Source organism: Aurantimonas manganoxydans SI85-9A1 (assembly GCF_000153465.1).
Classification (GTDB): Bacteria; Pseudomonadota; Alphaproteobacteria; order Rhizobiales; family Rhizobiaceae; genus Aurantimonas; species Aurantimonas manganoxydans.
This window is the reverse complement of the sequence record NZ_CH672387.1, coordinates 2243050-2268020: the sequence shown is the minus strand read 5'-3', so window position 1 is coordinate 2268020 and position 24971 is coordinate 2243050. Positions and strand designations below refer to the sequence as shown.

Below are 24971 nucleotides of genomic sequence, written 5' to 3'. Positions count from 1 at the left end.
CAATGTATTCGAACATGCTCGCATCGAGCCTTCCGATCATCGGTCCCGAGCTGATCCTCGCGGTCGGCTCGATGATCCTTCTGATGATCGGCGTCTTTCTGGGCGAGAAGAGCGCGCAGACGGTCACCGGCCTGTCGGTGGCGCTGATCATCATTGCCGGCCTGTGGATGGTGTTCGTCACGCCCTATGGCGTGGCCTTCGGCGGCTCCTTCGTCCTCGACCCGTTCGCGGGCTTCATGAAGGTGCTGGTGCTGATCGGCGCCGCCGCGGCCGTCATCATGTCGGTCGGCTACGCCGAGAGCGAGCGCTTCAACCGCTTCGAGTTCCCGGTTCTCGTGCTGCTGTCCACCACCGGCATGATGGTCATGGTCTCCTCCGGCGACATGATCGCGCTGTATCTCGGTCTCGAACTGCAGTCCCTGTCGATTTACGTCCTCGCCGCCATCAACCGTGACTCGGTCCGCTCGACCGAAGCCGGCCTGAAATACTTTGTCCTCGGCGCGCTTTCCTCGGGCATGCTGCTCTACGGCGCGTCGCTGGTCTACGGCTTCACCGGCCAGATCGAGTACACCGCCATCGCCGAGGTGGTCGCCACCAGTGAGCGTTCGATCGGCATCGTCGTCGGCCTCGTCTTCATCCTGTGCGGCCTGGCCTTCAAGATCTCCGCCGTGCCGTTCCACATGTGGACGCCGGACGTCTACGAGGGCGCGCCGACGCCGATCACCGCCTTCCTGGCCGGTGCACCCAAGGTCGCGGCGATCGCGCTGATCACGCGCTTCACCGTCCAGGGTTTCGAGCCGCTGGCGGTCGACTGGCAGCAGGTCATCATCTTCATCTCGATCGCCTCGATGGCGCTCGGTGCCTTCGCCGCCATCGGCCAGCGCAACATCAAGCGGCTCATGGCCTATTCCTCGATCGGCCACATGGGCTTCGCGCTGGTCGGCCTCGCCGCTGCCAATTTCAGCGGCGTGCGCGGCGTGCTTCTTTACATGGCGATCTATCTTGCCATGACGCTCGGCACCTTCGCCGTGATCCTCGCCATGCGCCGCAAGGACGGCGTGGTCGAGGAGATCGACGATCTCGCCGGCCTGTCGAAGACCAATCCGGTCATGGCGCTGATGCTGACCATGCTGATGCTGTCGCTGGCGGGCCTGCCGCCGCTGGCCGGCTTCTTCGCCAAGTACTTCGTGTTCATGGCGGCGGTGCAGGCCGGGCTCTACGGCCTTGCGGTGATCGGCGTTCTCGCCAGCGTCGTCGGCCTGTTCTACTACCTGCGCATCGTCAAGGTGATGTGGTTCGACGACCAGCCATCCAGCGAGTTCGTGCCCATGGCGACAGAGCTGCGGGTGGTGTTGGGCGCTGCCGCGCTGTTCATCTTCCCTGTCTACCTCCTTGTCGGCGGCCCGATCTTCGCGGCGGCGGAGGCGGCGGCCCGGACCTTCTTCTGACGGTGGCCCTCGGTGCCTCGGCATGCCGGCGACGGCTGACACTGGACGAGGTCTCGTCGACCAACACCGTCGCGCTCGAAGCCGCGCGCGCCGGTGATCCCGGCCCCTTGTGGGTGACGGCCGAGCGGCAGTCGGCCGGACGCGGACGTCGCGGTCGCAACTGGGTGTCGGAACGCGGCAATCTCTATGCGAGCTGGCTGCTGATTGACCCGGCGCCGCTGACGCAATTGTCGAACCTGCCGCTGGTGGCGTCGCTCGGTGTCCGCAACGGTCTGGCGCGGCTCGTCGCCGAAGGTGACACCGTTGCGGTCAAATGGCCGAACGACGTTCTCATCAAGGGTCGCAAGACGGTCGGCATTCTGCTGGAAAGCGAACGTCTGCCGGATGGCCGCATGGCGGTGGTCGTTGGCTGCGGCATCAACGTCGCCCATGTGCCCGACGACACGCCCTATCCAGTGACGAGCCTTGCGCTGGAAGGCGCGACGCACGATCTGGAGGCAGTGTTCGGCGCCGTGGCGGCCGAGATGGAGCGGGTGCTGGCGATCTTCGCCGGCGGACGCGGTTTCTCGGCGATACGCAACGAATGGCTGGCCCATGCCGTTGGCGTCGGTCAGCCCTGCCGGGTCAATCTCGCCGACGCGGTCCTGACCGGACGGTTCGAGGCCCTTGACGAACACGGCCTCCTGTTGCTGCGGGACGCGGCCGGACGCGTGACCGCGGTTTCGGCTGGCGATCTGTTTTTTCTGGAGCGGGACGAGCGCGTGGCGCCGTCCGGCTCCGGCGCCGCGTGACGCGGCGCACCCGACGACGAATGTGAACTGAAGAACGAAACGACGCCGCTTTGCTGAAGCAGGGCGGCCCACCCAGGAAAGAAGTCAGAACTTGAACCAATTGTTGTTCGTGCCGCTCGGCGGCATCGGTGAGATCGGTATGAATCTCGCCCTCTACGGCTATGGCCCGGAACATGCGCGCGAATGGATCGCCGTCGATGTCGGCATCTCGTTCGCGGGCGCCGACTTCCCCGGCGTCGATCTCGTCTTCCCGGACATCCGCTTCATCGAGGAACTGGGCGACAAGCTGAAGGGCATTGTCATCACCCATGCCCATGAGGACCATTACGGCGCCTTGCTCGACCTTTGGCCGAAGATGAAGGTCCCGGTCTATGCCACTGCGTTTACGGCGGCCATGCTCGCAGCCAAGCGCGAGGGCGAGCCCGGCGCACCCAAGATCCCGGTGACGCAGTTCTCGGCCGGTGACCGCTTCAAGGTCGGTCCCTTCGAGATCGAGGCGATCAACGTCACCCACTCGATCCCCGAGCCGGTCGCCCTGGCGATCCGCAGCCCGGCGGGCACGGTCGTTCACACCGGCGACTGGAAGATCGACCCGACCCCGGCGCTGGGCGCGCCGACCGATGAGAAGCGTCTGCGCGAGATCGGCGACGAAGGCGTCCTCGCCATGATCTGCGATTCGACGAATGCGCTGCGCGAGGGTGTCAGCCCGAGCGAGAGCGAGGTCTCGGCTTCTCTGGGCGAGATCATTCGCGGGGCCAAGGGCCGCGTCGCCGTCACCACCTTCTCGTCGAATGTCGGCCGCATCCGCTCGATCGCTGCAGCGGCGCGCGATGCCGGACGCCAGGTCCTGCTCATGGGCCGCTCCATGCGGCGCGTCGTCGATGTGTCGACCGAGCTCGGCTACATGGACGGCATCCCGCCGTTCCTCGGCGAGCAGGATTTCGGCTACATCCCGCCTGAGAAGGCCGTCATCATCCTGACCGGCAGCCAGGGCGAGACCCGTGCGGCGCTGGCGCGGCTGTCGCGCGACGAGCATCCGACCGTGGCGCTGTCGCAGGGCGATCTCGTCATCTTCTCGTCGCGGGCGATCCCCGGCAACGAGAAGCTGATCATCGACATCAAGAACGCGCTCATCGAGCGCGGCGTGCAGATCCTCGAGGACGGCGAGAAGCTGGTCCACGTGTCGGGCCATCCGCGCCGCAGCGAGATGCGTCAGATGTATGAATGGGTCCGTCCGACCATTGCCGTGCCGGCCCATGGCGAGGCTGCGCATCTGAGCGCCCATGCCAAGCTGGCGCGGGAACTCGGCGTCAAGCAGGTCGTGCCGGCCCGCAACGGCAAGATGGTGCAACTGTCGCCGGGCGCCGCGAGCGTCATCGCCGACGTTCCGGTCGGACGCCTGTTCAAGGACGGACGCCTGATCGGTACCGCCGAGGCGATGGGCGTCAACGAGCGTCGCCGGCTGTCCTTCGTCGGCCATGTGTCGGTGCTGGTCGAGTTGGACGCCAAATTGGAACTGCGCGAAGATCCGGATGTCGTGGCGCTCGGCCTGCCCGAGGACGACGCTGCGGGCGACGAGATGGAGGAAATCCTGATCGACGCGGCCGCCGGCGCGGTGGAGAGCATTCCGCTGAAGCGCCGCAAGGATCTCGACAAGGTCAGCGAAGCGGTGCGGCGTGCCGTGCGCGGAGCGGCGTTTGAGGCCTGGGGCAAGAAGCCCATCGCGACCGTCTTCGTGACGCGGTCCTGATCGAACGGGGGAGGCGCCGGTGCTTGGCAGGTTGAACCATGTGGCCCTGGCGGTGCCGGCGCTTGCCGACGCCGTCGCGCGCTATCGCGACATGCTGGGCGCGACGGTGTCCGCGCCGCAGGCGCTTCCCGAGCACGGCGTCACCGTCGTCTTCGTGGAACTCGACAACACCAAGATCGAACTCCTCGAACCGCTGGGCGAAGGCTCGCCGATCGCCGCCTTCCTGGCGAAGAACCCGAAGGGCGGCATGCACCATGTCTGCTACGAGGTGACCGACATCGTCGCCGCTCGCGACCGGCTGGTGGCGGCGGGCGCGCGGGTGCTCGGCGACGGCGAACCGAAGATCGGCGCCCATGGCCGCCCTGTGGTGTTCATCCATCCGGGCGACATGTTCGGGACGCTGACCGAACTCGAGGAGGTATAGGATGGGCTGGGTCTCGGGGTTGGCGATCTATTTCATCATCTGGTGGACGTCGCTCTTCGTCATCCTGCCGCTTGGCCAGCGCAGCCAGGCGGATGCCGACGACATCACCCTCGGCACCACCCACAGCGCACCGGCCCAGCACCGCATGGGCCGGAAGCTTCTGCAGACGACGATCCTCGCCTGCGTCGTCTTCGCCGCCTTCTACGTGGTCACCCAGGTCTACGGGCTGAGCCCGGACGATTTCCCGAAGATCATCCCCGGCACTTAGAGCGTCGGACGCTTAATCAGACGCATATCCCGCGGCCTTGAGGTAGTTCCAGCACTCTTCTGGTTCAAAGAGGCCGCAGATATCGCCGATGGCCTTCCAGAGATCGTCGAATGTCCTGGCGGCAGCCTTGCGCAGATGTGCCTTCAGCTTTGAGAACGCCATCTCGATCGGGTTCAGATCCGGCGAATAGGGTGGCAGGAATAGGAACCAGGCGCCTCTTCGTCGAAGGCACTCGGCCGCCCGCTGACTTTTGTGGACAGCAAGATTGTCGAGAATGACGATGTCGCCTTTGCGCAGCGTCGGCGCGAGCTGGGTCTCGATGTAGGTGTCGAAGGCGGATCGGTTGAGCGGCCGGTCGATGACCCAGGGTGCGGTTAGTTCGTGGCAGCGCAGGCCGGCAATGAAGGTCTGGGTGCCCCAGTGGCCGAAGGGTGCGTCGGCGCGCAGTCTCCGGCCGCGCCGGCTACGGCCGCGCAGCCGGGCCATCTTGGTCGTCACCGACGTCTCGTCGATGAACACCAGACGCTGCGGCGCCAATCGCATCCGGGGCTGGCGCTTGGTCTTCCAGACCCGGCGCTCCTCACGCACGTTGGCGCGTGCGCATTCCGACGCCATCAGGCATTTTTTTATATGTGAAGCCGCGCCGGCACAGAAAGCGCGACAGCACCGCCGGGGCGGCGGTCACGCTGTGCGCCTCCGTCAGCAGCGCGGCCAGTTCCGGCATGGTGATGTCGGGCTTGGCTTCGACGACGCCGATCAGAAAGGCCTCAAACACCTCCAGCTTTCCGCTACCGCGAGGGCGGCCTTGCTTCTGCGGTGCGATCGATCCTGACCGGACTCGCCGCTGGTCCAGCTTGATCGCAAAGCTCTCGCTAACGCCAAAATGGCGAGCCGCCGCCCGACGAGACTGCCCCTTGTCGATGAAGCCGGCGACCCGTTCACGCAGATCAATCGAATAGCTTTTGCTCATGATCCACCTCCAACACGAGGGAATCACGGTGAAGGCTTAAAGGGAAGCGAACCGGGATTCTGGGATTCAGTCCGACGCTCTAGCAAGCGTCAACCAGACCTCGCGGTCTCGCCAGACACAGACGGCCGCCATGACCGGCAGCCCTTCGCTTCGGTACGGTCAGTCGCCGATCCGGATGGCGATATTGCCGATGTCCCGGCTCGGCTCGGCTCGGCGCGCCGCAGCCCGCGTGACCACGATCTGAACACGCCGTCGCAGGGCAAAAAAAATGCAAGGCTTTCGCCTTGCATCCAAAGTCGCGTGTCTGGATTTCGCTCCGATGACGTTGATCGGGGCTGCGGCAACTGCCGCGCCGGAAATCGCGTCCTCCCAAGACTAGACCGCAGAAATCGCACCTGCCGGCGCCTTTTGTTATGGTCGCGAGCGTATCCAGCCGAATTCGCAATGTCACGCATTTTTCCGGGGTCGTGTCATTATTCTGCCACGCCGCCCCTGGCGCGGTCCGCGGGCGCAAATTGGCGCGGAGCTTGCTAACGCGCGCGCCGCCGGCTTTCCAATCGCCCGGGGAGCGGTTAAGACGCGCAAAAGCGCCCCTGCGCCAGTCGAACCCCGCATTCATCGGACGTCCCATGCGCCTGTCGCGATATTTTCTGCCCATTCTCAAAGAGACCCCGAAGGAAGCGGAGATCGTTTCCCATCGGCTGATGCTGCGTGCCGGCATGATCCGTCAGCAGGCGGCCGGGCTCTACTCCTTCCTGCCGCTCGGCAAGCGGGTGCTCGACAAGGTCTGCGCGATCATCCGCGAGGAGCAGAACCGCTCCGGCGCGATCGAGCTCCTGATGCCGACCATCCAGTCGGCCGATCTGTGGCGCGAGAGCGGGCGCTACGAGGATTACGGCAAGGAGATGCTGCGCATCGAGGACCGCCACGGTCGCGATCTTCTCTACGGTCCGACCAACGAGGAGATGATCACCGACATCTTCCGGTCCTATGTGCGCACCTACAAGGACCTGCCGCTCAACCTCTACCATCTGCAGTGGAAGTTCCGCGACGAGGTCCGGCCGCGCTTCGGCGTGATGCGCTCGCGCGAATTCCTGATGAAGGATGCCTATTCCTTCGATCTCGACTACGACAATTCCAAGATTGCCTATGACCGGATGTTCGTCGCCTATCTGCGGACCTTCGAGCGCTGCGGCCTGAAGGCCATTCCCATGCGCGCCGACACCGGCCCGATCGGCGGCGAGCTCAGCCACGAATTCATCGTCCTCGCCTCGACCGGCGAGAGCGAGGTCTTCTGCCACCGCGACTATCTCGATCTGGCCGTGCCGTGCGAGGGCGTCGATTTCGACGATGCCGCGGGCCTCGCCGAGATCGTCAAGGCCTGGACCACTCCCTATGCGGCCACCGACGAGATGCACGAGACGGCGACCTGGGACCAGCTCGCAGAGGACGACAAGCTTGCCGCACGCGGTATCGAGGTCGGCCACATCTTCCATTTCGGGACGAAATATTCCGAGCCGATGAAGGCGGTCGTCACCGGCCCCGACGGCAAGGACGTGCCGGTGCACATGGGCTCCTACGGCATCGGCCCGAGCCGGCTTCTGGCCGCGATCATCGAAGCCTCCCACGACGAGAACGGCATCATCTGGCCGAAATCCGTGGCGCCCTTCGATGTCGGGCTGATCAACATGAAGCCGGGCGACGCCGATTGCGACGCGGCCTGCGAGGATCTCTACCGCCAGATGCAGGCGGCAGGCATCGACGTGCTCTACGACGACCAGGACACCCGGGCCGGCGCCAAGTTCGCCTCGATGGACCTGATCGGTCTGCCCATGCAGGTCATCGTCGGGCCGCGCGGCGCCAAGGCCGGCGAGGCCGAGATCAAGCTGCGCGCCACCGGCGAGCGGCAATCGCTGCCGCTGTCGTCGGTTCTTGCCCGGGTGCAGGCATGAGCGAAGCCACCGCGGCCGCCGCGCCCTCGGCCGGGGCCCGCCATTCGACGCGGCCCTTCGCGCGCTTCGAATGGATGCTCGCCGGTCGTTATCTGCGCTCGCGGCGCCGCGATGCCGGCGTGTCCGTCATTGCCGGCTTCTCCTTCCTCGGCATCATGCTGGGCGTCGCGGCGCTGATCATCGTCATGTCGGTGATGAACGGCTTTCGCGGCGAGCTTCTGACCCGCATCCTGGGCGTCAACGGCCATGTCGTCATGTATCCGATCGACCGGCCACTCGACGATTTCTCCGATGTGACCGCCGCGGTCGAAACGGTGCCGGGCGTCGCCTTCGCGATGCCACTGGTGCAGGGACAGGTCCTCGCCTCGGGCCTTGCCAGCAGCAGCACGGGCGCCCTGGTCAAGGGCGTGCGCGGCGAGGACCTCGCCGATCTGAAGCCGGTCTCCGAGAACATCAGGCAGGGCACGCTCGACGGATTCAGCGAAGGCGGCGGGCTGGCCATCGGCAGCCGGCTGGCGGAAGCGCTGGGCCTGCGGCTCGGCGACAACATCACGCTGGTCTCGCCCGATGGCGACGTGACGCCGCTCGGCACGACGCCGCGGGTCAAGGCTTATCCGGTGGCGGCGATCTTCGAGATCGGCCTATCGGAATACGACGCCTCCTACGTCTACATGCCGCTCGCCGAAGCGCAGCTCTTCTTCAACCACGAGGGGCTCGCCCAGTCGGTGGAGATTTTCGTCGACGATCCCGACCGGGTGCAGGACCTGCAGCGCACGATCGAGACCGCGGCCGGGCGTCCGAACTACACGGTGACCTGGCAGACCCAGAACCAGTCCTTCTTCTCGGCGCTGGAAGTCGAGCGCAACGTCATGTTCATCATCCTGACGCTGATCGTGCTGGTGGCGGCTCTCAACATCATCTCCGGCCTGTTCATGCTGGTGAAGGACAAGGGCCGCGACATCGCCATCCTGCGCACCATGGGTGCGACCCGGGGCGCGGTGATGCGCGTCTTCCTGATCACCGGCGCGTCGATCGGCTTCGCCGGAACGCTGGCCGGCCTGATCCTGGGCGTCGTCTTCTGCCTCAATATCGAGAACATCCGGCAGTTCTTCTCCTGGCTGTCGGGCACGATCCTCTTCAACCCGGAATTCTATTTCCTCAGCCAGTTGCCGGCCGAGATCGACTCCGGCGAGGTCGTGCTGGTCGTCCTCATGGCCATCGGCCTGTCTTTCCTCGCGACGATCCTGCCGTCCTGGCAGGCCTCGCGACTCGATCCGGTCGAGGCGCTGCGGTACGAATGATGACAGAGACTTACGCACTTCAGCTCACCGGGGTCGGACGACATTTCGACCAGGGCGAGGACCGTCTGACGATCCTCGACGACGCGGCCGTCGGCGTCGCCGCCGGCGAGATGGTGGCGCTCGTCGCCCCGTCGGGGGCCGGCAAGTCGACGCTGCTCCATATCGCCGGGCTTCTGGAACGGCCGGACACCGGCGAGGTCCTTGTCGGCGGCCAGCCCTGCGGCACGCTGGGCGACGACCGGCGCACCGAGATGCGGCGCCGGGCGATCGGCTTCGTCTACCAGTTCCATCACTTGCTGCCGGAGTTCTCGGCCCTCGAGAACGTCATGATGCCGCAGATGATCTTGGGACAGTCGCGGTCTGCGGCTGCCGAGCGGGCGCGGGAGCTGCTCGAATATATGCGGATCGGCAAGCGCGCGGCACATCGACCGGCCGAGCTGTCGGGCGGCGAACAGCAGCGCGTCGCCATCGCGCGGGCCGTGGCCAACGCACCGCATGTCCTCCTGGCCGACGAGCCGACCGGCAATCTCGACCCCACCACGTCGGGCTATGTCTTCGACGCGCTGACTGCCCTGGTGCGCCAGTCGGGTGTCGCGGCGCTGATCGCCACCCACAATCACGAGCTGGCGGCCCGCATGGACCGCGCGATCACGCTCGAGAATGGCAAGATCGTACCGCTCGAGCTCGGCTGACTCACCGTTCGCCGCGTCCAGACCCCGGTGCGGGCGATTCCGCGTGCGCCGGATCGGCGCCCGCCCTAACCTGTGCCCCGTTGATCCGGCAAAAAGCGGAGAAGGGGCATGGTCGTGAACGGCATTCATCATGTGACGGCGATTGCGGGGCGCGCGGACCGCAATCTCGACTTCTACACCCGCACGCTCGGGCTCCGGCTGGTCAAGAAGACCGTCAATTTCGACGACCCCGGCACCTATCACCTCTATTACGGCGACGAGACCGGGCAGCCGGGCACGATCCTGACGTTCTTTCCCTGGGACCATGCGGCACCGGGCCGGCTCGGTGTGGGCGAGACCCAGGAGATCGTCTTCTGCGTGCCGGAAGGGGCGATCGGCTTCTGGAGCCATCGGCTGATCGAGAAGGGTGTGCCCCACGATTCGCTGGTCAAGCGTTTCGGCGAGACCGTGCTGGCCTTCCGCGATCCCGATGGCCTGCGCCTCGCCTTCGTTGCCCGCGCGGGCGATGACCTGCTGCCGGGCCGCGCGACCTCCGAGATTCCGGCCGAACATGCGATCCGCGGCTTTCACAGCGTCAGCCTGCTCCTGGAAGAGGCCGAGGCGACCGCGGCGATCCTCACCGACGTCCTCGGTTTCCGCGAGGTTGCTCGCGAGGAATCGCTCATCCGCTTCGTCTGCGATGCGAATTTCGGCCGGATCATCGATCTGCGGGCCGTCGGCGGCTTTCTGAAGCCGCGCGTCGGCGCCGGATCGGTCCATCACGTCGCCTTCCGCGCGGCCGATGACGCACAGCAGGCCGTGTTGGTGCGCAAGCTCGCCGAGAACCACGGCATTGCCGCGACCGAGCAGAAGGACCGCAATTATTTCCGTTCGGTCTATTTCCGCGAGCCGGGGCATGTCCTCTTCGAGATCGCCACCGACGCGCCTGGATTTGCGGTGGACGAAGCGCCGGAAGACCTCGGACAGGCGCTGCGCTTGCCGCCGTTTCTTGAATCGAGGCGTGAAGAGATCGAGGGACGACTGCCGGACCTCGGCTGACGGCAAACACCGGTTGTCCGCTGTTTTGCCAGTGTCTTACGGTTCAAAGTGCGCTGCAACATAGTTGCGCAAGCGCAGGGAATGATTCCGGTTTCTTGGTGAATGTGCCGCCGGGAGATGATGCGCGCGGGCGGCTTTCCTGGCCACGGTCGACAGGTCGGCGATCCGGACGCGTGGCCCGGACGGCAGCCGTTGACGATCCGCACGGCAGGAGGTGTCGTTTTGGTGCCGGAATGCTATGGAGCGGCCATTCCCCGGTTCGTGCATCTGCATGCAGGAACCCGTCAGACATCAAGCGGGCAGTTATTCCATGATCCTCGGCTGTATCGGTGACGACTTCACAGGCTCCTCCGACCTTGCCAACACGCTGGCCAAGGGCGGCATGCGCACGGTCCAGTACAGCGGTGTCCCGACGGGCGATGCCGCGCCGGACGTGGAAGCCGGCGTGGTGGCGCTGAAGTCGCGCACGATCCCGGTCGCCGAGGCCGTGCGCCAGTCGCTTGAGGCTCTGGCATGGCTGCGCAGCCAGGGCTGCCGGCAGTTCTTCTTCAAATATTGCTCGACCTTCGATTCGACCGACGAGGGCAATATCGGCCCGGTCGGCGAAGCGATCGCCAGGGAGCTGGGCGCCGGTGCGGTCATCGTCTGCCCGGCATTTCCCGCGACCGGCCGCACGGTCTATCAGGGCCATCTCTTCGTGAACGACCGGCTGCTGTCGGAATCGGGCATGGAGAATCATCCGCTGACGCCGATGCGCGACGCCGACCTGCGCCGGGTGCTGGCCCGCCAGACCGATGCGCCGGTGTCGCACGTGCCCTACGGCGTCGTGGCGAAGGGAGAGGACGCGATCGCCGACGCGCTTCGCCAGGCCGGCGCCGACGGTCTCTGCTTCGTCATCACCGATGCCGTGCTCGACGCCGATCTCCACGCCACCGGACACGCGGCGCGCGACCTGCCGCTGATCACAGGCGGCTCCGGCATCGCGCTCGGCCTGCCTGAGAATTTCCGCGCGCAGGGGCTGATCGGCTCCTCGACCGCGCTCTGGACCGGCGTTGTCGGCCGCGCGGCGGCACTCGCCGGCTCGGTCTCGACCGCCACCCGCCGCCAGGTCGGCGTCCATCGCGACGCGGGTCACCCGACCTTCGAGCTGGGTGCCGATGCCGTGATGGCAGGCGAGGTGACGGCCGCTTCGCTGACCGAATGGGTTCTTGCGCAGTCCGGCGTGCCGCTGATCTATTCCTCGGCCGACCCGGAGACGGTCGCCGCGGCCCAGCAGCGCCATGGCAAGGAAGCGGTCGCCACCGCGATCGAACGGCTGTTTGCCGCCACCGCGGCGGCGCTGGTCGAGGCCGGTATCACCCGGCTGGTCTCCGCCGGTGGCGAGACCTCCGGCGCCGTCGTCACCGGGCTCGACGTCCAGTCGCTGGAGATCGGGCCTGAGATCGATCCCGGCGTTCCCGCGGTGCGCGTCGAGGGCCGCGAACTGGCGCTGGCGCTGAAGTCCGGCAATTTCGGCGCCGACGACTTCTTCGCCAAGGCCGCCGCCCGTCTGGGAGGCGAGGCATGAGCGAGGAGGCGCGGCTCCGCGAGGACATCTGCCGCTTCGCCAAGTCGATGTTCGACCGCGGCCTGACCTGCGGCTCCAGCGGCAACATCTCGGCGCGGCTTGGCGACGGCACGATCCTGGTCACCCCGACCAATGCGTCTTTCGGCTTTCTCGACCCGGCCCGGATCTCGCGGCTGGACGAGGAGTTCCGGCACCTGTCCGGCGACAAGCCGACCAAGGAAATCCCGCTTCACAGCGCCTTCTACGAGACCCGGCGGGCGACGACCGGGGCGGTGGTGCACCTCCACAGCACCCATTCGGTGGCGCTGTCGATCCTGCCCGGCACCGACCCCGACGACGTCCTGCCGCCGCTGACCGCCTATTCGGTGATGAAGCTCGGCCGGGTGAAGCTGTTGCCGTATTTCATGCCGGGCGATCCGGCGATGGGCGAGGCGGTGCGCGGCCTTGCCGGCAAGCGTTCCGCGGTGCTTCTCGCCAATCATGGCCCGGTCGTTGCCGGAACCGAACTGGCGGCCACGGTCTTCGCCATGGAAGAGTTGGAGGAGACGGCGCGTCTGGCGATCCTGACCCGTGGCCTCGATCCGCGTGGCCTGACGGCGGAACAGCGGGCCTTTCTCGAAGAAAAGCACGCCCACTGAATTTCAGTCGTGCAGACAACTTATAGTGCTTTAATGACGCCGATCGTTGCGGATGCAACATTGGGGCATGAGCAACGAACGTTCCGAAACCGAGACCACGGACGACACGGCCCCTGGGGCCGAGAAGCCGCGCAGATCGATCGGCCACAGGCCGGACGTGGATCTCGCCTTGTCTGCTGGTTTCACAGAGGACGAGGTTCGGTTCATGCTGGATCTGCCCGAGGACGGCGAAGCACGGTAGCGCGGTCTGGAACCCTCTCGCACGCGCGGCATTGCCTGACACCAAGGCTAAGCAGCCGAACGAACGTGAAAGGTCCGACCATGGCTCTGCTCAAACTCGCCAGCACTGACGGGATCATCGAACTCAGCGACGGAACCCGCTGGCGCATCGTGCCGGGCCAGGGCGACGTCTCCGGCCGCTGGCTGGAAGGCGCCGACATCAATGTCTCGCCCCATCCGGAGCGCGGCGAGGGGCATGCGCATCTGAACAACATCAGCGCGGGCGAGGGCGTCGACGTCACCCCCGAGGCCTGATCCATCGCTTTCGACAGAGAACAGAACGGCCGCATCTCCGGATGCGGCCGTTTCTTTGTCCGGGTCGTCAGGTTGGCACGCGTGCCGTTCAGCGCAGATCCTGCGGCAGGGCTGCCTTGAGTTCGGCGATCCAGGCATCCGCGGTTCCGTCGGAGGGCGCCCGCCAGTCGCCGCGCGGCGACAGGCTGCCGCCGGCCGACACCTTCGGCCCGTTCGGCATCGCCGACCGCTTGAACTGCGACGTCTGGAAGAAGCGGAACAGGAAGCTTTCCAGCCATTTTGCGATCGTCGCCAGATCGTACTGGTTGCGTGCTTCTTCGGGAAACTCGATGGGCCAGAGGCCTGCCTCGGCCTGTTTCCAGGCATGCCAGGCGAGGAACGCGGTCTTCGACGGCGCCCGCCCGTAGCGCATGGTGTGGAACAGGAAGAAATCGTGCAGCTCGTAGGGGCCGATCTTGTCCTGCGTGCTCTGCATGCCGCCCTCGGCATCCACCGGTACGAGTTCGGGCGAGATTTCGGTGTCGAGGATCGCGGTCAGGAGCTTGCCGGTCTCGGCATCGAACTGCTCGGTGCGCACGACCCAGCGGACCAGATACTGGATCAGAGTCTTCGGCACGCCCGGATTGACCGAATAGTGGCTCATCTGGTCGCCGACACCATAGGTGCACCAGCCGAGCGCCAGCTCGGACAGATCACCGGTGCCGATGACGAAGCCGCTGCGCTGGTTGGCGAGGCGGAAGAGATAGTCGGTGCGCAGGCCCGCCTGAACGTTCTCGAAGGTCACGTCGTAGACCGGCTCGCCGCCCGCGAAGGGATGGCCCATGTCGCCGAGCATCTGCCGCGCGGCGGGACGGATGTCGATCTCTTCGCAGCCCGTGCCGAGGGCGCGCATCAGCGCCAGCGCATTCGCCTTGGTGGCGTCGCCGGTGGCAAAGCCCGGCATGGTGAAGCCGAGAATGGTCGAGCGCGGCAGGCCCATCTGGTCGCAGGCCTTGGCCGCCACGATCAGCGCATGGGTGGAATCCAGCCCGCCGGACACGCCGATGACCATGTGATCGCCGGGCGTTGCCTCGAAGCGCCGGCGCAGGCCCTCGACCTGGATGTTGAAGGCCTCGTAGCAATCCTGGTGCAGCCGTTCGGGATTGTTCGGCACATAGGGAAAGCGCCGGACCGGGCGGCGCAGGCCGAGGTCCTCGAAGGCCGGCTCATGGGCGAAGCGCACCGTTCGGAACGCCGTCTCCGGATGGCCGCGAAGCGCCGCCGCGTCGTTGAAGGTGGGGGTGCGCAGCCGCTCCTGCCCGATGCGCCCGACATCGACATCGGCGACGATCAGCTGTCCGGCATCGGCGAAGCGTTTGGACTCGGCGAGGAGGTCGCCCAGTTCGTAAATCGAGCCCTGGCCGTCCCAGGCGAGATCGGTAGTGCTCTCGCCGCGTCCGGCGGCCGAATAGACATAGGCGGCGATGCAGCGCATCGACTGCGATGCCGAGAGAAGATGCCGGTCGGCGGACTTGCCGACGACGATGTTGGAGGCCGAGAGATTGCAGAGGATGCGGGCGCCGGCCATTGCTCCGTCCGTCGAAGGTGGCGTCGGCGCCCAGTAATCCTCGCAGATTTCAGTGTGGAAGACGAAGCCAGGCAGGTCCGAGGCTTCGAACAGGAGGTCGATGCCGAACGGCGCCTCCTGGCCCGCGACGGTGATGTCGCGGCCGGTCATGCCGGCGCCCGAGGCGAACCAGCGCTTCTCGTAATATTCCCGGTAATTGGGCAGGAAGAGCTTCGGCACGACGCCCAGAATGCGACCCCGGGCGATGGCCACGGCGCAATTGTAGAGCCGGCCGTTGCGCCGCAGCGGGGCGCCCACGAGCAGCACGCTGCGCAGGTCGCGGCTGCGCTCGCAGACGGTGGCGAGGGCGGATTCGACACTGTCGAGCAGGGCATCCTGCAGATGCAGGTCGTCGATCGCATAGGCGGAGAGGCCGAGCTCCGGAAATACCAGGAGATCGACGCCCTCCTTGTCCGCGTCTTCCGCCGCGCGGATCGTCGCCGCGGCATTGCGGGCCGGATCGGCAATGAAGACGCCGGGGGTCGCGACACCGACGCGGACGAAGCCGTGCCGGTGCAGCGCATAGAAGGAACGGTCTCGAAGGCTTTGCAAACTCAATCCATCATCTCCTCGAGCATATCCAGTGCCGTTCGTAAGCAAGCAATGCGGGTCGGTCCACGGCCGATATCGCCAAAATGCTCTTCGCGGTGCCGCGTCTCGCGCCCGCGCCGGGCGCAGGCGAAATGCACGAGCCCCGGTTCGTCATCCTCGCCGGCCGGGCCGGCAAAGCCCGTGGTGGAAACAGTGATGTCGGCGAGGGACTTGTCCAGTGCCCCCTCGGCCATGGCCAGAGCGACCGGGCGGCAGACGGCGTTGTTCTCCTCGAGAAGCTGGCGGGGCAGGCCCAGCATCCGGATTTTGGCCTCGTCGGTATAGGTCACGAAACCGCTGTCGAAGGCACGCGAGCAGCCCTCCACGTCGGTGAACACCGAGGCCAGCAGGCCGCCGGTGCAGCTTTCGGCGGTCGCGATCGTCAGGGATCGGTCGCAGGCGCGCTGCAGGAGGGTCTTCACCCGCTCTTCCAGATCGTCGGGCAGTGTCGTCGACAGGACTTCGCTCACGGTTCGTGTTCCTTGTTGAGTGCGTCATCACGGCCGGCTGGCGGACTGGGAACATGAACGTGCCGTCTGACGCGTTCGTTCGCCGATGCTGAACCGGCTAACGTGAAATTCCAGCGGGATCGGCGGGAGGGGACTGGGCCTATCCATCCCGCATGGCTTGGCGATCTCGGGTGTCAGCCTTTCGCATTGTCGGCATGCCGGCTGCGGGCGATCGCCTCGATCCGGGCGCGCAGTTTCGGGTGCAGGGACACGAAGCGCGCGAAGTCGGTGCGCGCCAGGCGCAGCATCGTGCTGTAGGCGATCGCCGTCACGTCGGCCTGGCGCCGCATGTCGAGGATCAGCGCCATCTCGCCGAAGATGTCACCCCGTCCGAGCCGGACGATATGCGTGCCGGTATCGACCTCCACCGCACCGGAGGAGATGAAATAGGCCGCGTCTCCGACTTCGCCGCGCGAGACGATCCGCATGCCGGGCGCGGCCAGGAACGGCGTCATCAGCCGCGCCAGATCATCGCGTTCGCGGTCGCCGAGGGCTGCGAAGAGGTCGGTGCCGTCGATCAGGCGGCGCGTGTCGAGCCCGAGGTCCAGCGGCGGGCTGAGCGTCGTCAGGTCGGGGCGCCGCGCGACGCTGCGATACACGTCGCGCTCAATCTCCTTGCTGATGACGCCGGACTGGCGCAGTCGTCGGATCTCGGCGATCTCGATGGCACGGGCGGCCCGCAGGACGAAGCAGCGTTCGAGCTCGGCGACATAGGCGGGATATTGGAGGCGGACCGCGTCGATCTCCCGGTCGATGCGCGCCTGCCGCTCGTCGAGGACCGCCATGACGGCGGCAATCGTCTCCTCGCCGAGGACCGGTTGCAACTCGCTGGTCGCGAATGCCCGCAGCCTGCCCAGCACCAGCGAGATCTCCACCAGCTTCTCGAAGCGCAGGGCCAGCCGTTTCGACAACATCCGGCTGCGACCGAGCCGGCGCTGGATCACGAACGCCACCCGGTCCGACCACAGGAAGCGTGTCTCCTCGGCATTAGCCGCGCGATAGCCTTCCACGCCACCGTGGCGCGCCATTTCCAGCCTCCGCCGCGTGTCGGAGGTCAGGCGCCGGGCGATCCGCGGGGCCAGCATGCCGTTGGCGAAATGATCGAGGACCATTTCACGCTCGCGCGCGGTCAGCGAGACGAGGGCGATGGCCGTGCGCCCGTCGAGGGACAGGGCGTCCGATGGGCTCGTCGCGGCAGGCTCGGCCGCGGCGACCGCCGTACCGACACTCTCGGCATCGCCCGGTGCGTCGGTGCCGCCGAAGCGCTGGGCCATCTCGCCGGCAAAGCGCGCAACCCGTGCCGAAGTGACACTGAGGGCAAGGTCGCGGATCGCGCGGTCGATGCCCGACAGCCGGTCGAGGCCCAATCCCCGGATCAGCGGCCTGAGGGTCGTGCCCTGCACGAACAACGTCATCAGCGTGTAGCCGGTGGCCAGCGTCACCACGAAGGCGGCGACCGGGCGAGGCACGGCGTCGTTCTCGCTGACCGCAAGCGCCAGGGTGAGGGTCATCGATCCGCGCAGGCCGCCCCAAAGCACCACCAGCCGATAGGGCGGCGAGACCCTGGACGACAACCCGTATTGGCTCAGCAGCGGCATGAGGCCGAACAGCACCAAGGCCCGCGTCGCCAGCGTTGCGGCGAAGATGACCAGCATCAGGAGGAAGTCGAAGGGCGACAGGTCCGTCATCATCTGCGGCACGAGCAGCGAGGTGAGCACGAAGACGAGGATCGCCGCCCAGGACGCCAGCTGCTGCCAGGTGTCGTCGAGATGGCGCCAGAGTTCGCGGGTGACACGCGCCGGCGACAGGCTGGCGAGCGCGACGCCGGCGGTGGCGACGGCGATGATGCCCGAGACCTGCAGCACATGCTCGGCGATCCAGAACGACAGATAGGGCAGGGCGAGGCTGAGCGAGACCGCCGTCACCTGATCGTCGCCGATCAGCCGGAGCAACTGGAGATAGAGGCGTGCCATCAGATAGCCGAACAGCCCGCCACCGATCGGCAGCAGCAGAAGGTTCAGTGCGGCACCGGTCACCGTCACCGAGCCCGGCGCAATGATCGCAGCGGAGAAGATCAGGAACAGCGAAATCGCCAGCGCGTCGTTGAACAGGCTCTCGCCCTCCACCAGCCGCGTCAGCCGGTCCGGCGCGCCGACGTCGCGGAAGATGGCGATGACCGCCACGGGATCGGTCGTCGCGACGAGAGAGGCCAGCAGCAGGCAGGCGAGAAGCGGCATGCCGGCGATCGGCCACAGGGCCAGCGCCACGCCGAAGGTCGCCGCAAGGACGGCGACGAGGGCGAGGAGGACGATCGGCAGAAGATCCTCGCGGACCCGCTGCATGTCGACCACCAGCGCGCTCTGGAAGATCAGCGTCGGCAGGAGAACGTAGAGAAACAGGCTGGAGCCCACCGGCAGGTCGGTGATCAACGCGGCAAGGTCGACCGGCAGCAGCGTGCCGGGATGATCGAGAGAATAGAGGCTGGCAAAGCCGAGGCTGGCGCCGCCCAATGCCAGGAGGATCGAGACCGGCAGCCGCAGCCGCGTGGCCAACGGCCGCGCCAGGGCGCCGAAGGCGACGAGCGTGGCGATCAGGACGACGATGTTGGAAACATTCATGGCGGCGTCATCGGCACATCATGACTCCGCATCCGCCACGGTCTCCGCAAGGCTTCCGGAGCACCGTTGCGCCTGCAAGCTGCCGGCGCGCGGGATCCGGCAGGGCGTCGGTCCGGCATTGTTAGCCTAGCCTGTGGGTTTCGTACAGCAAGCCGCCTCTGCCCCCATCGACATCGCGGCGCGCTCGCAGCAAAACGGGCGCCAGGACGAAGCGAAAGGATCCGCTGCCCGATGTTCGATCTGATCATCCGCAATGCCCATCTGCCCGACGGCCGCACCGGCGTCGACATCGCCGTGACGGGCGACCGGATCGCCGCCATCGAACCGGCGATCGCCGGCGAGGCGGGCGAGGTGATCGACGCCGGCGGACGGCTGGTGTCGCCGCCCTTCGTCGATCCGCATTTTCACATGGACGCGACCCTGTCGCTGGGCCTGCCGCGCATGAACCGCTCGGGCACACTTCTGGAGGGCATTGCGCTCTGGGGCGAGCTGAAGCCACTTCTGACCAAGGACGCGCTCATCGAGCGGGCGATGCGCTATTGCGATCTCGCGGTCGCGCAGGGCCTTCTGGCCATCCGCAGCCATGTCGACACCTCCGATCCGCGGCTGGTCACCGCCGAGGCCCTCCTGGAGGTGCGCGATCGGGTGAAGCCCTATATCGACCTGCAGCTCGTCGCCTTTCCGCAGGACGGCTATCTGCGCACGCCGGGCGGTGCCGCCTCCCTCGAACGGGCGCTGGACATGGGCGTCGATATCGTCGGCGGCATTCCGCATTTTGAACGCACCATGGCCGACGGCACGGAATCGGTCGCCGCGCTCTGCCGCATCGCCGCCGAGCGCGGCCTGCGGGTCGACATGCATTGCGACGAATCCGACGACCCGCTGTCGCGCCATGTCGAGACGCTGGCGGCCGAGACGGTGCGCTACGGACTTCAGGGGCGGGTTGCAGGCTCGCATCTGACCTCCATGCATTCGATGGACAATTACTACGTGTCCAAGCTGATCGCGCTGATCGCCGAATCCGGCCTGCACGTGATCCCCAATCCGCTGATCAACATCACGCTGCAGGGCCGTCACGACACCTATCCCAAGCGCCGCGGCATGACCCGGGTGCCCGAGCTGATGGCAGCCGGAATCAATGTCGGCTTCGGCCATGACTGCGTGATGGACCCCTGGTACTCGCTCGGCTCCGGCGACATGCTGGAGGTGGCGCATATGGCGGTGCATGTCGGCCAGATGACCTCGCGCGACGCCATCCGCGCCTGCTTCGACGCGGTCACGGTCAATTCCGCGCAGATCATGGGGCTGGAGGACTACGGGCTGGTGGTCGGCAACCGGGCCGATTGCGTGCTGCTGCAGGCGGCCGATCCGATCGAGGCGATCCGGCTCAAGGCGACCCGGCTCGCCGTGGTGCGCGGCGGCAAGGTGATCGCCCGGGCACAGCCGCGCCTCAGCCAGCTCACGCTGCCGGGCCGCGCCGTGACGGTCGACCCGGCGGCTTACGCGCCGCAGGGCGATTCATCTGTTGGCTGATTGTTTGCTGTGCGGGCTGCGCGGTTGACAAGGAATTGTGCAGGTCGTCAAATCGCCGCCTGTTTCATTCGGGATCGTTGGGGAATTTCATGCTGAAGTCAGGTCGGATCGGTCGGCGCGGTTTTCTGTTGGGCAGCGCCGGTGTCGGCCTCGCACTGAGCATGCCGCGCGCCTTCGCGCAGACGCCGCTGAAGGTGGCGGGCATCCATGCCTCGCCGGTGGAGAACGCCTGGAACTCGCGCCTGCATGCGGCGATGGTCCAGGCCGCCGAGGACGGCGCCATCGAGTATGTCTTCTCCGAAGGCGTCAGCGGCACCGACTACGCCCGCGCCATGCGCGAATATGCCGAGCAGGGCGCCCAGCTGATCGTCGGCGAGGCCTATGCCGTCGAGACAGAGGCGCGGCAGGTCGCGGCGGATTATCCCGACACCATGTTCCTGATGGGCTCTAGCGGCGAGCCGACCGGCGACAATTTCGGCACCTTCGGCACGTGGAATCACGAGGGCGCCTATCTCGCCGGCATGCTCGCCGGCAAGATGAGCGAGAGCGGCATCTTCGGCGCGGTCGGCGCGATCCCGATCCCCGAAGTCAACATGCTGATCAATGGCTTCCGGGCCGGCGTTGATTCGGTGCGTCCGGATGCCAAGCACCTGATTGGCTTCATCGGCACCTTCTTCGATCCGCCCAAGGCGCGCGAGGCGGGCCTCGCCCAGATCGACGCCGGCGCCGACATCCTGTTCGGCGAGCGCATCGGCACGGCCGACGCCGCCAAGGAGCGCGGCATCAAGGCGATCGGCTCGCTGACCGACTATACCGAGCGCTACCCCGAGACCGTCTTCGCCAACGCCATGTGGTACTTCCGGCCGATCCTCGACGCGGCCATCGCCGACACCGAGGCCAAGAACGGCACCGGCAAGAACTACACGCCCTACAGCATGATGCAGGAAGGCGGGAACGACATCGTCTTCGCCGAGTCCATGGTCCCGGCCGAGGCGGTCGCGGCGATGGAAGAGCGCCGCGCCGCTATCAAGGCCGGCGAGTTCGAAGTGGTCATCGACTTCGCCGAACCGACCTGATCCACGAGAACGCATGCCAGCCCGTTCGCCGATCTGCGACGGCCCCGATGATCCGGCCGGTCCCCGCAATATCCTTCGCGCGGCCGGCCAGCATCTGTCGGACGCCCGGTTATTGCGGAACGGCGGGAGTGAGACCGTATGACTGCCGTCCTGTCCCTCGAACACATCACCAAGCGCTTCGGCGACTTTGCGGCCAATGACGATGTCAGCCTGACCCTTCACCGCGGCGAACTCGTCGCGCTGCTCGGCGAGAACGGCGCCGGCAAAACGACGCTGATGAACATCCTGTTCGGCCATTACGTGCCGGACGCCGGGCGCGTTCTCGTGGCCGGAGAGGAGCTGCCGCTCGGCCGGCCGCGCGCCGCCATCGCCGCCGGCGTCGGCATGGTCCATCAGCATTTCACCCTGGCGCCGAACCTCACCGTCCTCGAAAACGTCATGACCGGTACTGAGCCGTTGCTGCGCTGGCGCTCGGGCAAGGCTGCCGCGCGGCGCAAGCTGGCAAGCCTCGCCGAGCGTTTCGGCCTCGTCGTCGATCCGGACAAGCGTGTCGGCGATCTGTCCGTCGGCGAGCAGCAGCGGGTGGAAATCCTGAAGGCGCTCTATAACGACGCGAAGATCCTGATCCTCGACGAGCCGACGGCGGTGCTGACCCGGCCGGAGGCGGAAACCCTCTTCAAGACGCTCAGGGTAATGGCGGCCGAAGGGCTGTCGCTGATCTTCATCTCCCACAAGCTGCACGAGGTGATGGCGGCCGCCGACCGCGTGCTGGTGCTGCGTGCCGGGCGGATGGTCGCCGAGCGGGCCACCGCCGCGACCTCCAAGGAGGAACTGGCCGAGCTGATGGTCGGCCGCCGCGTGACGCGCCCGGTCCGTGCCGCGGCCGTGCCGGGCGACACGGTGCTGGCGGCACGCACCGTCACCGTCACCGTGGGTGGCACCCGGCGGCTCTCCGACGTCAGCTTTCACCTGCGCGAGCGCGAGACGCTGGGTATCATCGGCGTCTCCGGCAACGGCCAGGCGACGCTCGCCCATCTGGTCTCCGGGCTCGTCGCGCCGGATGCCGGCGGCCTGTCCGTGCTGGGCGAGGAGACCTCCACGCTGTCGCCGCGCGACCTCGTGCGCCGCGGTGTCGGCCGCATCCCCGAGGACCGCAACACCGAAGGCGCCATCGGCGAACTGGCGATATGGGAGAACGCCATTCTCGAACGTGTGCGCGACGTACCCTTTTCCAAGGGTGGCTTCGTCCGGCAATCGACGGCGCGCGCCTTTGCAGCCGACGTCATCGACCGTTTCGACATTCGCGGCGGATCGGCCCACAGCCGCACGCGGCTCCTGTCCGGCGGCAACATGCAGAAACTGATCTTCGGCCGTAATCTGGCCGGGTCTCCCAGGGTGCTGGTCGCGGCGCAGCCGACGCGCGGTCTCGACGAGGGTGCCATTGCGGCCGTCCATGGCGAGATCCTCGCCGCCCGGGACGCGGGGGCGGGTGTTCTGCTGATCTCGGAAGATCTCGACGAAGTGCTGGCGCTGGCCGACCGGGTGCAGGCCATTGTCGGCGGGCGCCTGTCTGAGCCGGTGCCGATCGGATCCCTCGACGCCCGGCGTCTTGGCCTGATGATGGCCGGCGAATGGGCTGTCGCCCCCCATGAGGCCGCCTGATGCGTCTGGAACGTCGGGACACCCGTCCCGCGACCCTCATGGTGGTCGCGCCGATCCTCGCGGTGCTGGTCGCACTCGCACTGTCGGGCGTGCTGATCGCGCTGGCCGGGGCGCCTGTGCTGGAGGCCTATGCCCGCATCGTGCAGGGGGCCTTCGGTTCGCGGCTCGCACTGACCGAAACACTGACGCGCACGACGCCGCTGATCCTCACCGGCCTCGCCGTGGCGGTCGCCTTTCGCGCCAAGGTCTGGAACATCGGCGCCGAGGGCCAGCTGTATGTCGGCGCGCTGACCGCGGCCTTCCTCGGCTCGCAGCTGGGTCTCGCCGGCCTCCCGGGTATCGCCCTGATCCCGGCGGTGATGATCGCCGGCGCGCTGGCGGGCATGGTGCTGCTCCTGGTGCCGCTTGCGCTCCGGCTGCGCTTCGGCGTCGACGAAGTGGTGACGACGCTGCTCCTGAACTTCGTCGTCCTGCTCTTCGTGTCGATGATGATCGAAGGGCCGATGAAGGACCCGCTGGCCTTCGGCTGGCCGCAATCGGTCCCGGTGGTCGCCGAGGCCCAATTGCCGAAACTCTTGGAGCGGTCGCGTCTGCATGTCGGCCTGTTGATTGCCGTCGTCGTCGCCATCGTCGTGCATGTCGTCCAGTCGCGCACCGCCTATGGGTTGGAATCGCGGGCGGCAGGGCTCAACCCCGCCGCGGCGCGCTTTGCCGGCGTGCCGCTCGGCCGCACACTGGTGAAGGTCGCCTGCTGGTCGGGCGGGCTCGCCGGGCTGGCCGGCGCGATCGAGGTGATCGGCGTGAAGGGCTACGTCACGACGGACCTGTCGCCCGGCTACGGCTATGCTGGCATCATTGTCGCGATGCTGGCCAATCTCCAGCCACTGGCCGTGGTCGCCGCCGCGCTGTTCGCGGCGATGATGTTCGTCGGCTCCGATTCCATGAGCCGGGCGCTCGGCGTGCCCAGCTTCATCGCCGACGTGACCGTCGCCCTGTCGCTGCTGACCATGCTGGTCGCGCTGCTCTTCACTGCCTACCGGATCCGCCGATGAGTGCCGCGCTCGACATCTTCGCCTCCGCCGGCATGTGGGAAGCTGTGCTGCGCATCGCGACGCCGCTGATCTTCGGCACCCTCGGCGCGCTCCTGTGCGAACGCGCAGGCGTGCTCAATCTCGGCATCGAAGGGATCATGAGCTTCGGCGCCATGATCGGCTGGCTGACGGTCTTCGAGGGCGGCAATCTGTGGATGGGCCTCTTCGCGGCGGCGCTGGGCGGCGCGGCCTTCGGCCTGCTGCACGCGCTGATGACGGTGCCCCTGGGCCTGTCCCAGCACGTCACCGGGCTGGGCATCACGCTGCTGGCGTCGAGCCTCAGCTATTTCATCTTCCGGCTGGTCGTGCCGCTGCAGGGCACGCCGCCGACCATCGAGCCGTTCCAGCCGCTGCATGTGCCGATCCTGTCCGACCTGCCGATCGTCGGGGACGCGCTCTTCACCCAGACGGCGCCCACCTATCTGGCGCTGCTGGTGGCGGCGGTGATGGCCTATGTGCTGGCCCGCACCCCGTTCGGGCTGGCGATCCGCATGACCGGCGAGAACCCGCATGCGGCCGAAGCGCAGGGCGTCGACCCGATCGCCATCCGCATCGGTGCGGTGGTGGCTGGCAGTGCGCTGATGGGCGTCGGCGGCGCGTTCCTCACCCTCTCGGCCTTCAACAGCTTCTTCCCGACCATGATCCAGGGACGCGGCTGGATCTGCATCGCGCTCGTGGTCTTCGCCACCTGGCGGCCGGGACGGGCCTTGCTGGGCGCCATTCTCTTCGCCCTGTTCGACGCCTATCAGCTTCGCCTGCAGACCGAGTTCGGCAAGGCGATCCCGTATCAGATGTTCCTGATGATGCCGTACCTGCTGTCGATCGTGGCGCTGGTGGTGATGGCGCGGCGCGCCCGCGTGCCCCAGGCGCTGATGCAGCCCTACCGGCGCGGCGAACGCTGAAGACCGGCGA

At 67.0% G+C, this 24971-nt stretch carries 20 protein-coding genes and 1 pseudogene; 17 read left to right on the top strand and 4 right to left on the bottom strand.

Annotation, left to right across the window (positions count from 1 at the left end; all coding sequences use genetic code 11):
• Positions 1-2 precede the first annotated feature (2 nt).
• From nuoN to SI859A1_RS10745, 5 genes are all read left to right on the top strand, one after another.
• The gene (gene nuoN / locus SI859A1_RS10765; protein ID WP_040325693.1) at positions 3-1448 is read left to right on the top strand and encodes an NADH-quinone oxidoreductase subunit NuoN; all 1446 of its coding nucleotides are present in this window, start codon (positions 3-5) and stop codon (positions 1446-1448) included.
• A 2-nt stretch (positions 1449-1450) separates the two neighbouring features.
• Positions 1451-2239 carry a biotin--[acetyl-CoA-carboxylase] ligase gene (locus SI859A1_RS10760; RefSeq protein ID WP_009209794.1) on the top strand — a complete coding sequence of 263 codons (789 nt, stop codon included), beginning with the start codon at positions 1451-1453 and terminating at the stop codon, positions 2237-2239.
• Between the two features lie 139 nt (positions 2240-2378).
• Entirely contained in the window at positions 2379-3989 is a 1611-nt protein-coding gene (locus SI859A1_RS10755) for a ribonuclease J (RefSeq protein ID WP_081451467.1), read from the top strand.
• Positions 3990-4008: 19 nt separating this feature from the next.
• A complete protein-coding gene (gene mce / locus SI859A1_RS10750) occupies positions 4009-4413 on the top strand; it encodes a methylmalonyl-CoA epimerase (protein ID WP_009209792.1) in 405 nt (134 codons plus the stop codon).
• A 1-nt stretch (position 4414) separates the two neighbouring features.
• Positions 4415-4681 (top strand): DUF1467 family protein, encoded by a 267-nt coding sequence (locus SI859A1_RS10745; RefSeq protein ID WP_040325692.1) that lies wholly within the window; start codon positions 4415-4417, stop codon positions 4679-4681.
• 12 nt (positions 4682-4693) lie between these two features.
• Here the strand turns inward: SI859A1_RS10745 and SI859A1_RS20905 are convergent.
• Positions 4694-5651 (bottom strand): annotated as a pseudogene (locus SI859A1_RS20905) (IS630 family transposase).
• 629 nt (positions 5652-6280) lie between these two features.
• Here SI859A1_RS20905 and proS point away from each other — a divergent pair.
• From proS to SI859A1_RS10700, 7 genes are all read left to right on the top strand, one after another.
• Positions 6281-7603 (top strand): proline--tRNA ligase, encoded by a 1323-nt coding sequence (gene proS / locus SI859A1_RS10730; RefSeq protein WP_009209790.1) that lies wholly within the window; start codon positions 6281-6283, stop codon positions 7601-7603.
• Complete coding sequence (locus SI859A1_RS10725; RefSeq protein ID WP_009209789.1) at positions 7600-8904, top strand: lipoprotein-releasing ABC transporter permease subunit; 1305 nt, start codon at positions 7600-7602, stop codon at positions 8902-8904. The genes proS and SI859A1_RS10725 overlap by 4 nt, the downstream gene beginning before the upstream one ends.
• Entirely contained in the window at positions 8904-9596 is a 693-nt protein-coding gene (locus tag SI859A1_RS10720) for an ABC transporter ATP-binding protein (protein WP_040325691.1), read from the top strand. Before SI859A1_RS10725 ends, SI859A1_RS10720 begins: the two co-directional genes overlap by 1 nt.
• 108 nt (positions 9597-9704) lie before the next feature.
• A complete protein-coding gene (locus SI859A1_RS10715) occupies positions 9705-10634 on the top strand; it encodes a ring-cleaving dioxygenase (RefSeq protein WP_009209787.1) in 930 nt (309 codons plus the stop codon).
• 310 nt (positions 10635-10944) lie between these two features.
• On the top strand, positions 10945-12201 hold the full coding sequence (gene otnK / locus SI859A1_RS10710; protein WP_040325690.1) for a 3-oxo-tetronate kinase: 1257 nt from the start codon (positions 10945-10947) through the stop codon (positions 12199-12201).
• Positions 12198-12839, top strand: coding sequence for a 3-oxo-tetronate 4-phosphate decarboxylase (gene otnC / locus SI859A1_RS10705; RefSeq protein WP_009209785.1), 642 nt, complete (start codon positions 12198-12200; stop codon positions 12837-12839). Before otnK ends, otnC begins: the two co-directional genes overlap by 4 nt.
• 321 nt (positions 12840-13160) lie before the next feature.
• On the top strand, positions 13161-13373 hold the full coding sequence (locus SI859A1_RS10700; RefSeq protein ID WP_024351172.1) for a hypothetical protein: 213 nt from the start codon (positions 13161-13163) through the stop codon (positions 13371-13373).
• Positions 13374-13461: 88 nt separating this feature from the next.
• Here SI859A1_RS10700 and SI859A1_RS10695 read toward each other — a convergent pair whose 3' ends face one another.
• From SI859A1_RS10695 to SI859A1_RS10685, 3 genes are all read right to left on the bottom strand, one after another.
• A complete protein-coding gene (locus SI859A1_RS10695; RefSeq protein WP_009209783.1) occupies positions 13462-15537 on the bottom strand; it encodes an NAD(+) synthase in 2076 nt (691 codons plus the stop codon).
• Positions 15534-16040, bottom strand: coding sequence for a CinA family protein (locus SI859A1_RS10690; RefSeq protein ID WP_024351174.1), 507 nt, complete (start codon positions 16038-16040; stop codon positions 15534-15536). Before SI859A1_RS10690 ends, SI859A1_RS10695 begins: the two co-directional genes overlap by 4 nt.
• A gap of 173 nt (positions 16041-16213) precedes the next feature.
• Entirely contained in the window at positions 16214-18697 is a 2484-nt protein-coding gene (locus SI859A1_RS10685; protein ID WP_009209781.1) for a cation:proton antiporter domain-containing protein, read from the bottom strand.
• A gap of 231 nt (positions 18698-18928) precedes the next feature.
• Between SI859A1_RS10685 and SI859A1_RS10680 the strand changes: the two genes are divergently transcribed.
• From SI859A1_RS10680 to SI859A1_RS10660, 5 genes are all read left to right on the top strand, one after another.
• Entirely contained in the window at positions 18929-20230 is a 1302-nt protein-coding gene (locus SI859A1_RS10680; RefSeq protein ID WP_009209780.1) for an amidohydrolase family protein, read from the top strand.
• Positions 20231-20319: 89 nt separating this feature from the next.
• Positions 20320-21306, top strand: a complete 987-nt coding sequence (locus tag SI859A1_RS10675; RefSeq protein WP_009209779.1) for a BMP family protein — start codon at positions 20320-20322, stop codon at positions 21304-21306.
• Between the two features lie 138 nt (positions 21307-21444).
• Positions 21445-22968, top strand: a complete 1524-nt coding sequence (locus tag SI859A1_RS10670; RefSeq protein ID WP_009209778.1) for an ABC transporter ATP-binding protein — start codon at positions 21445-21447, stop codon at positions 22966-22968.
• Entirely contained in the window at positions 22968-24020 is a 1053-nt protein-coding gene (locus tag SI859A1_RS10665) for an ABC transporter permease (RefSeq protein WP_009209777.1), read from the top strand. The genes SI859A1_RS10670 and SI859A1_RS10665 overlap by 1 nt, the downstream gene beginning before the upstream one ends.
• Entirely contained in the window at positions 24017-24961 is a 945-nt protein-coding gene (locus SI859A1_RS10660; protein ID WP_040325689.1) for an ABC transporter permease, read from the top strand. Before SI859A1_RS10665 ends, SI859A1_RS10660 begins: the two co-directional genes overlap by 4 nt.
• Positions 24962-24971: the final 10 nt, after the last annotated feature.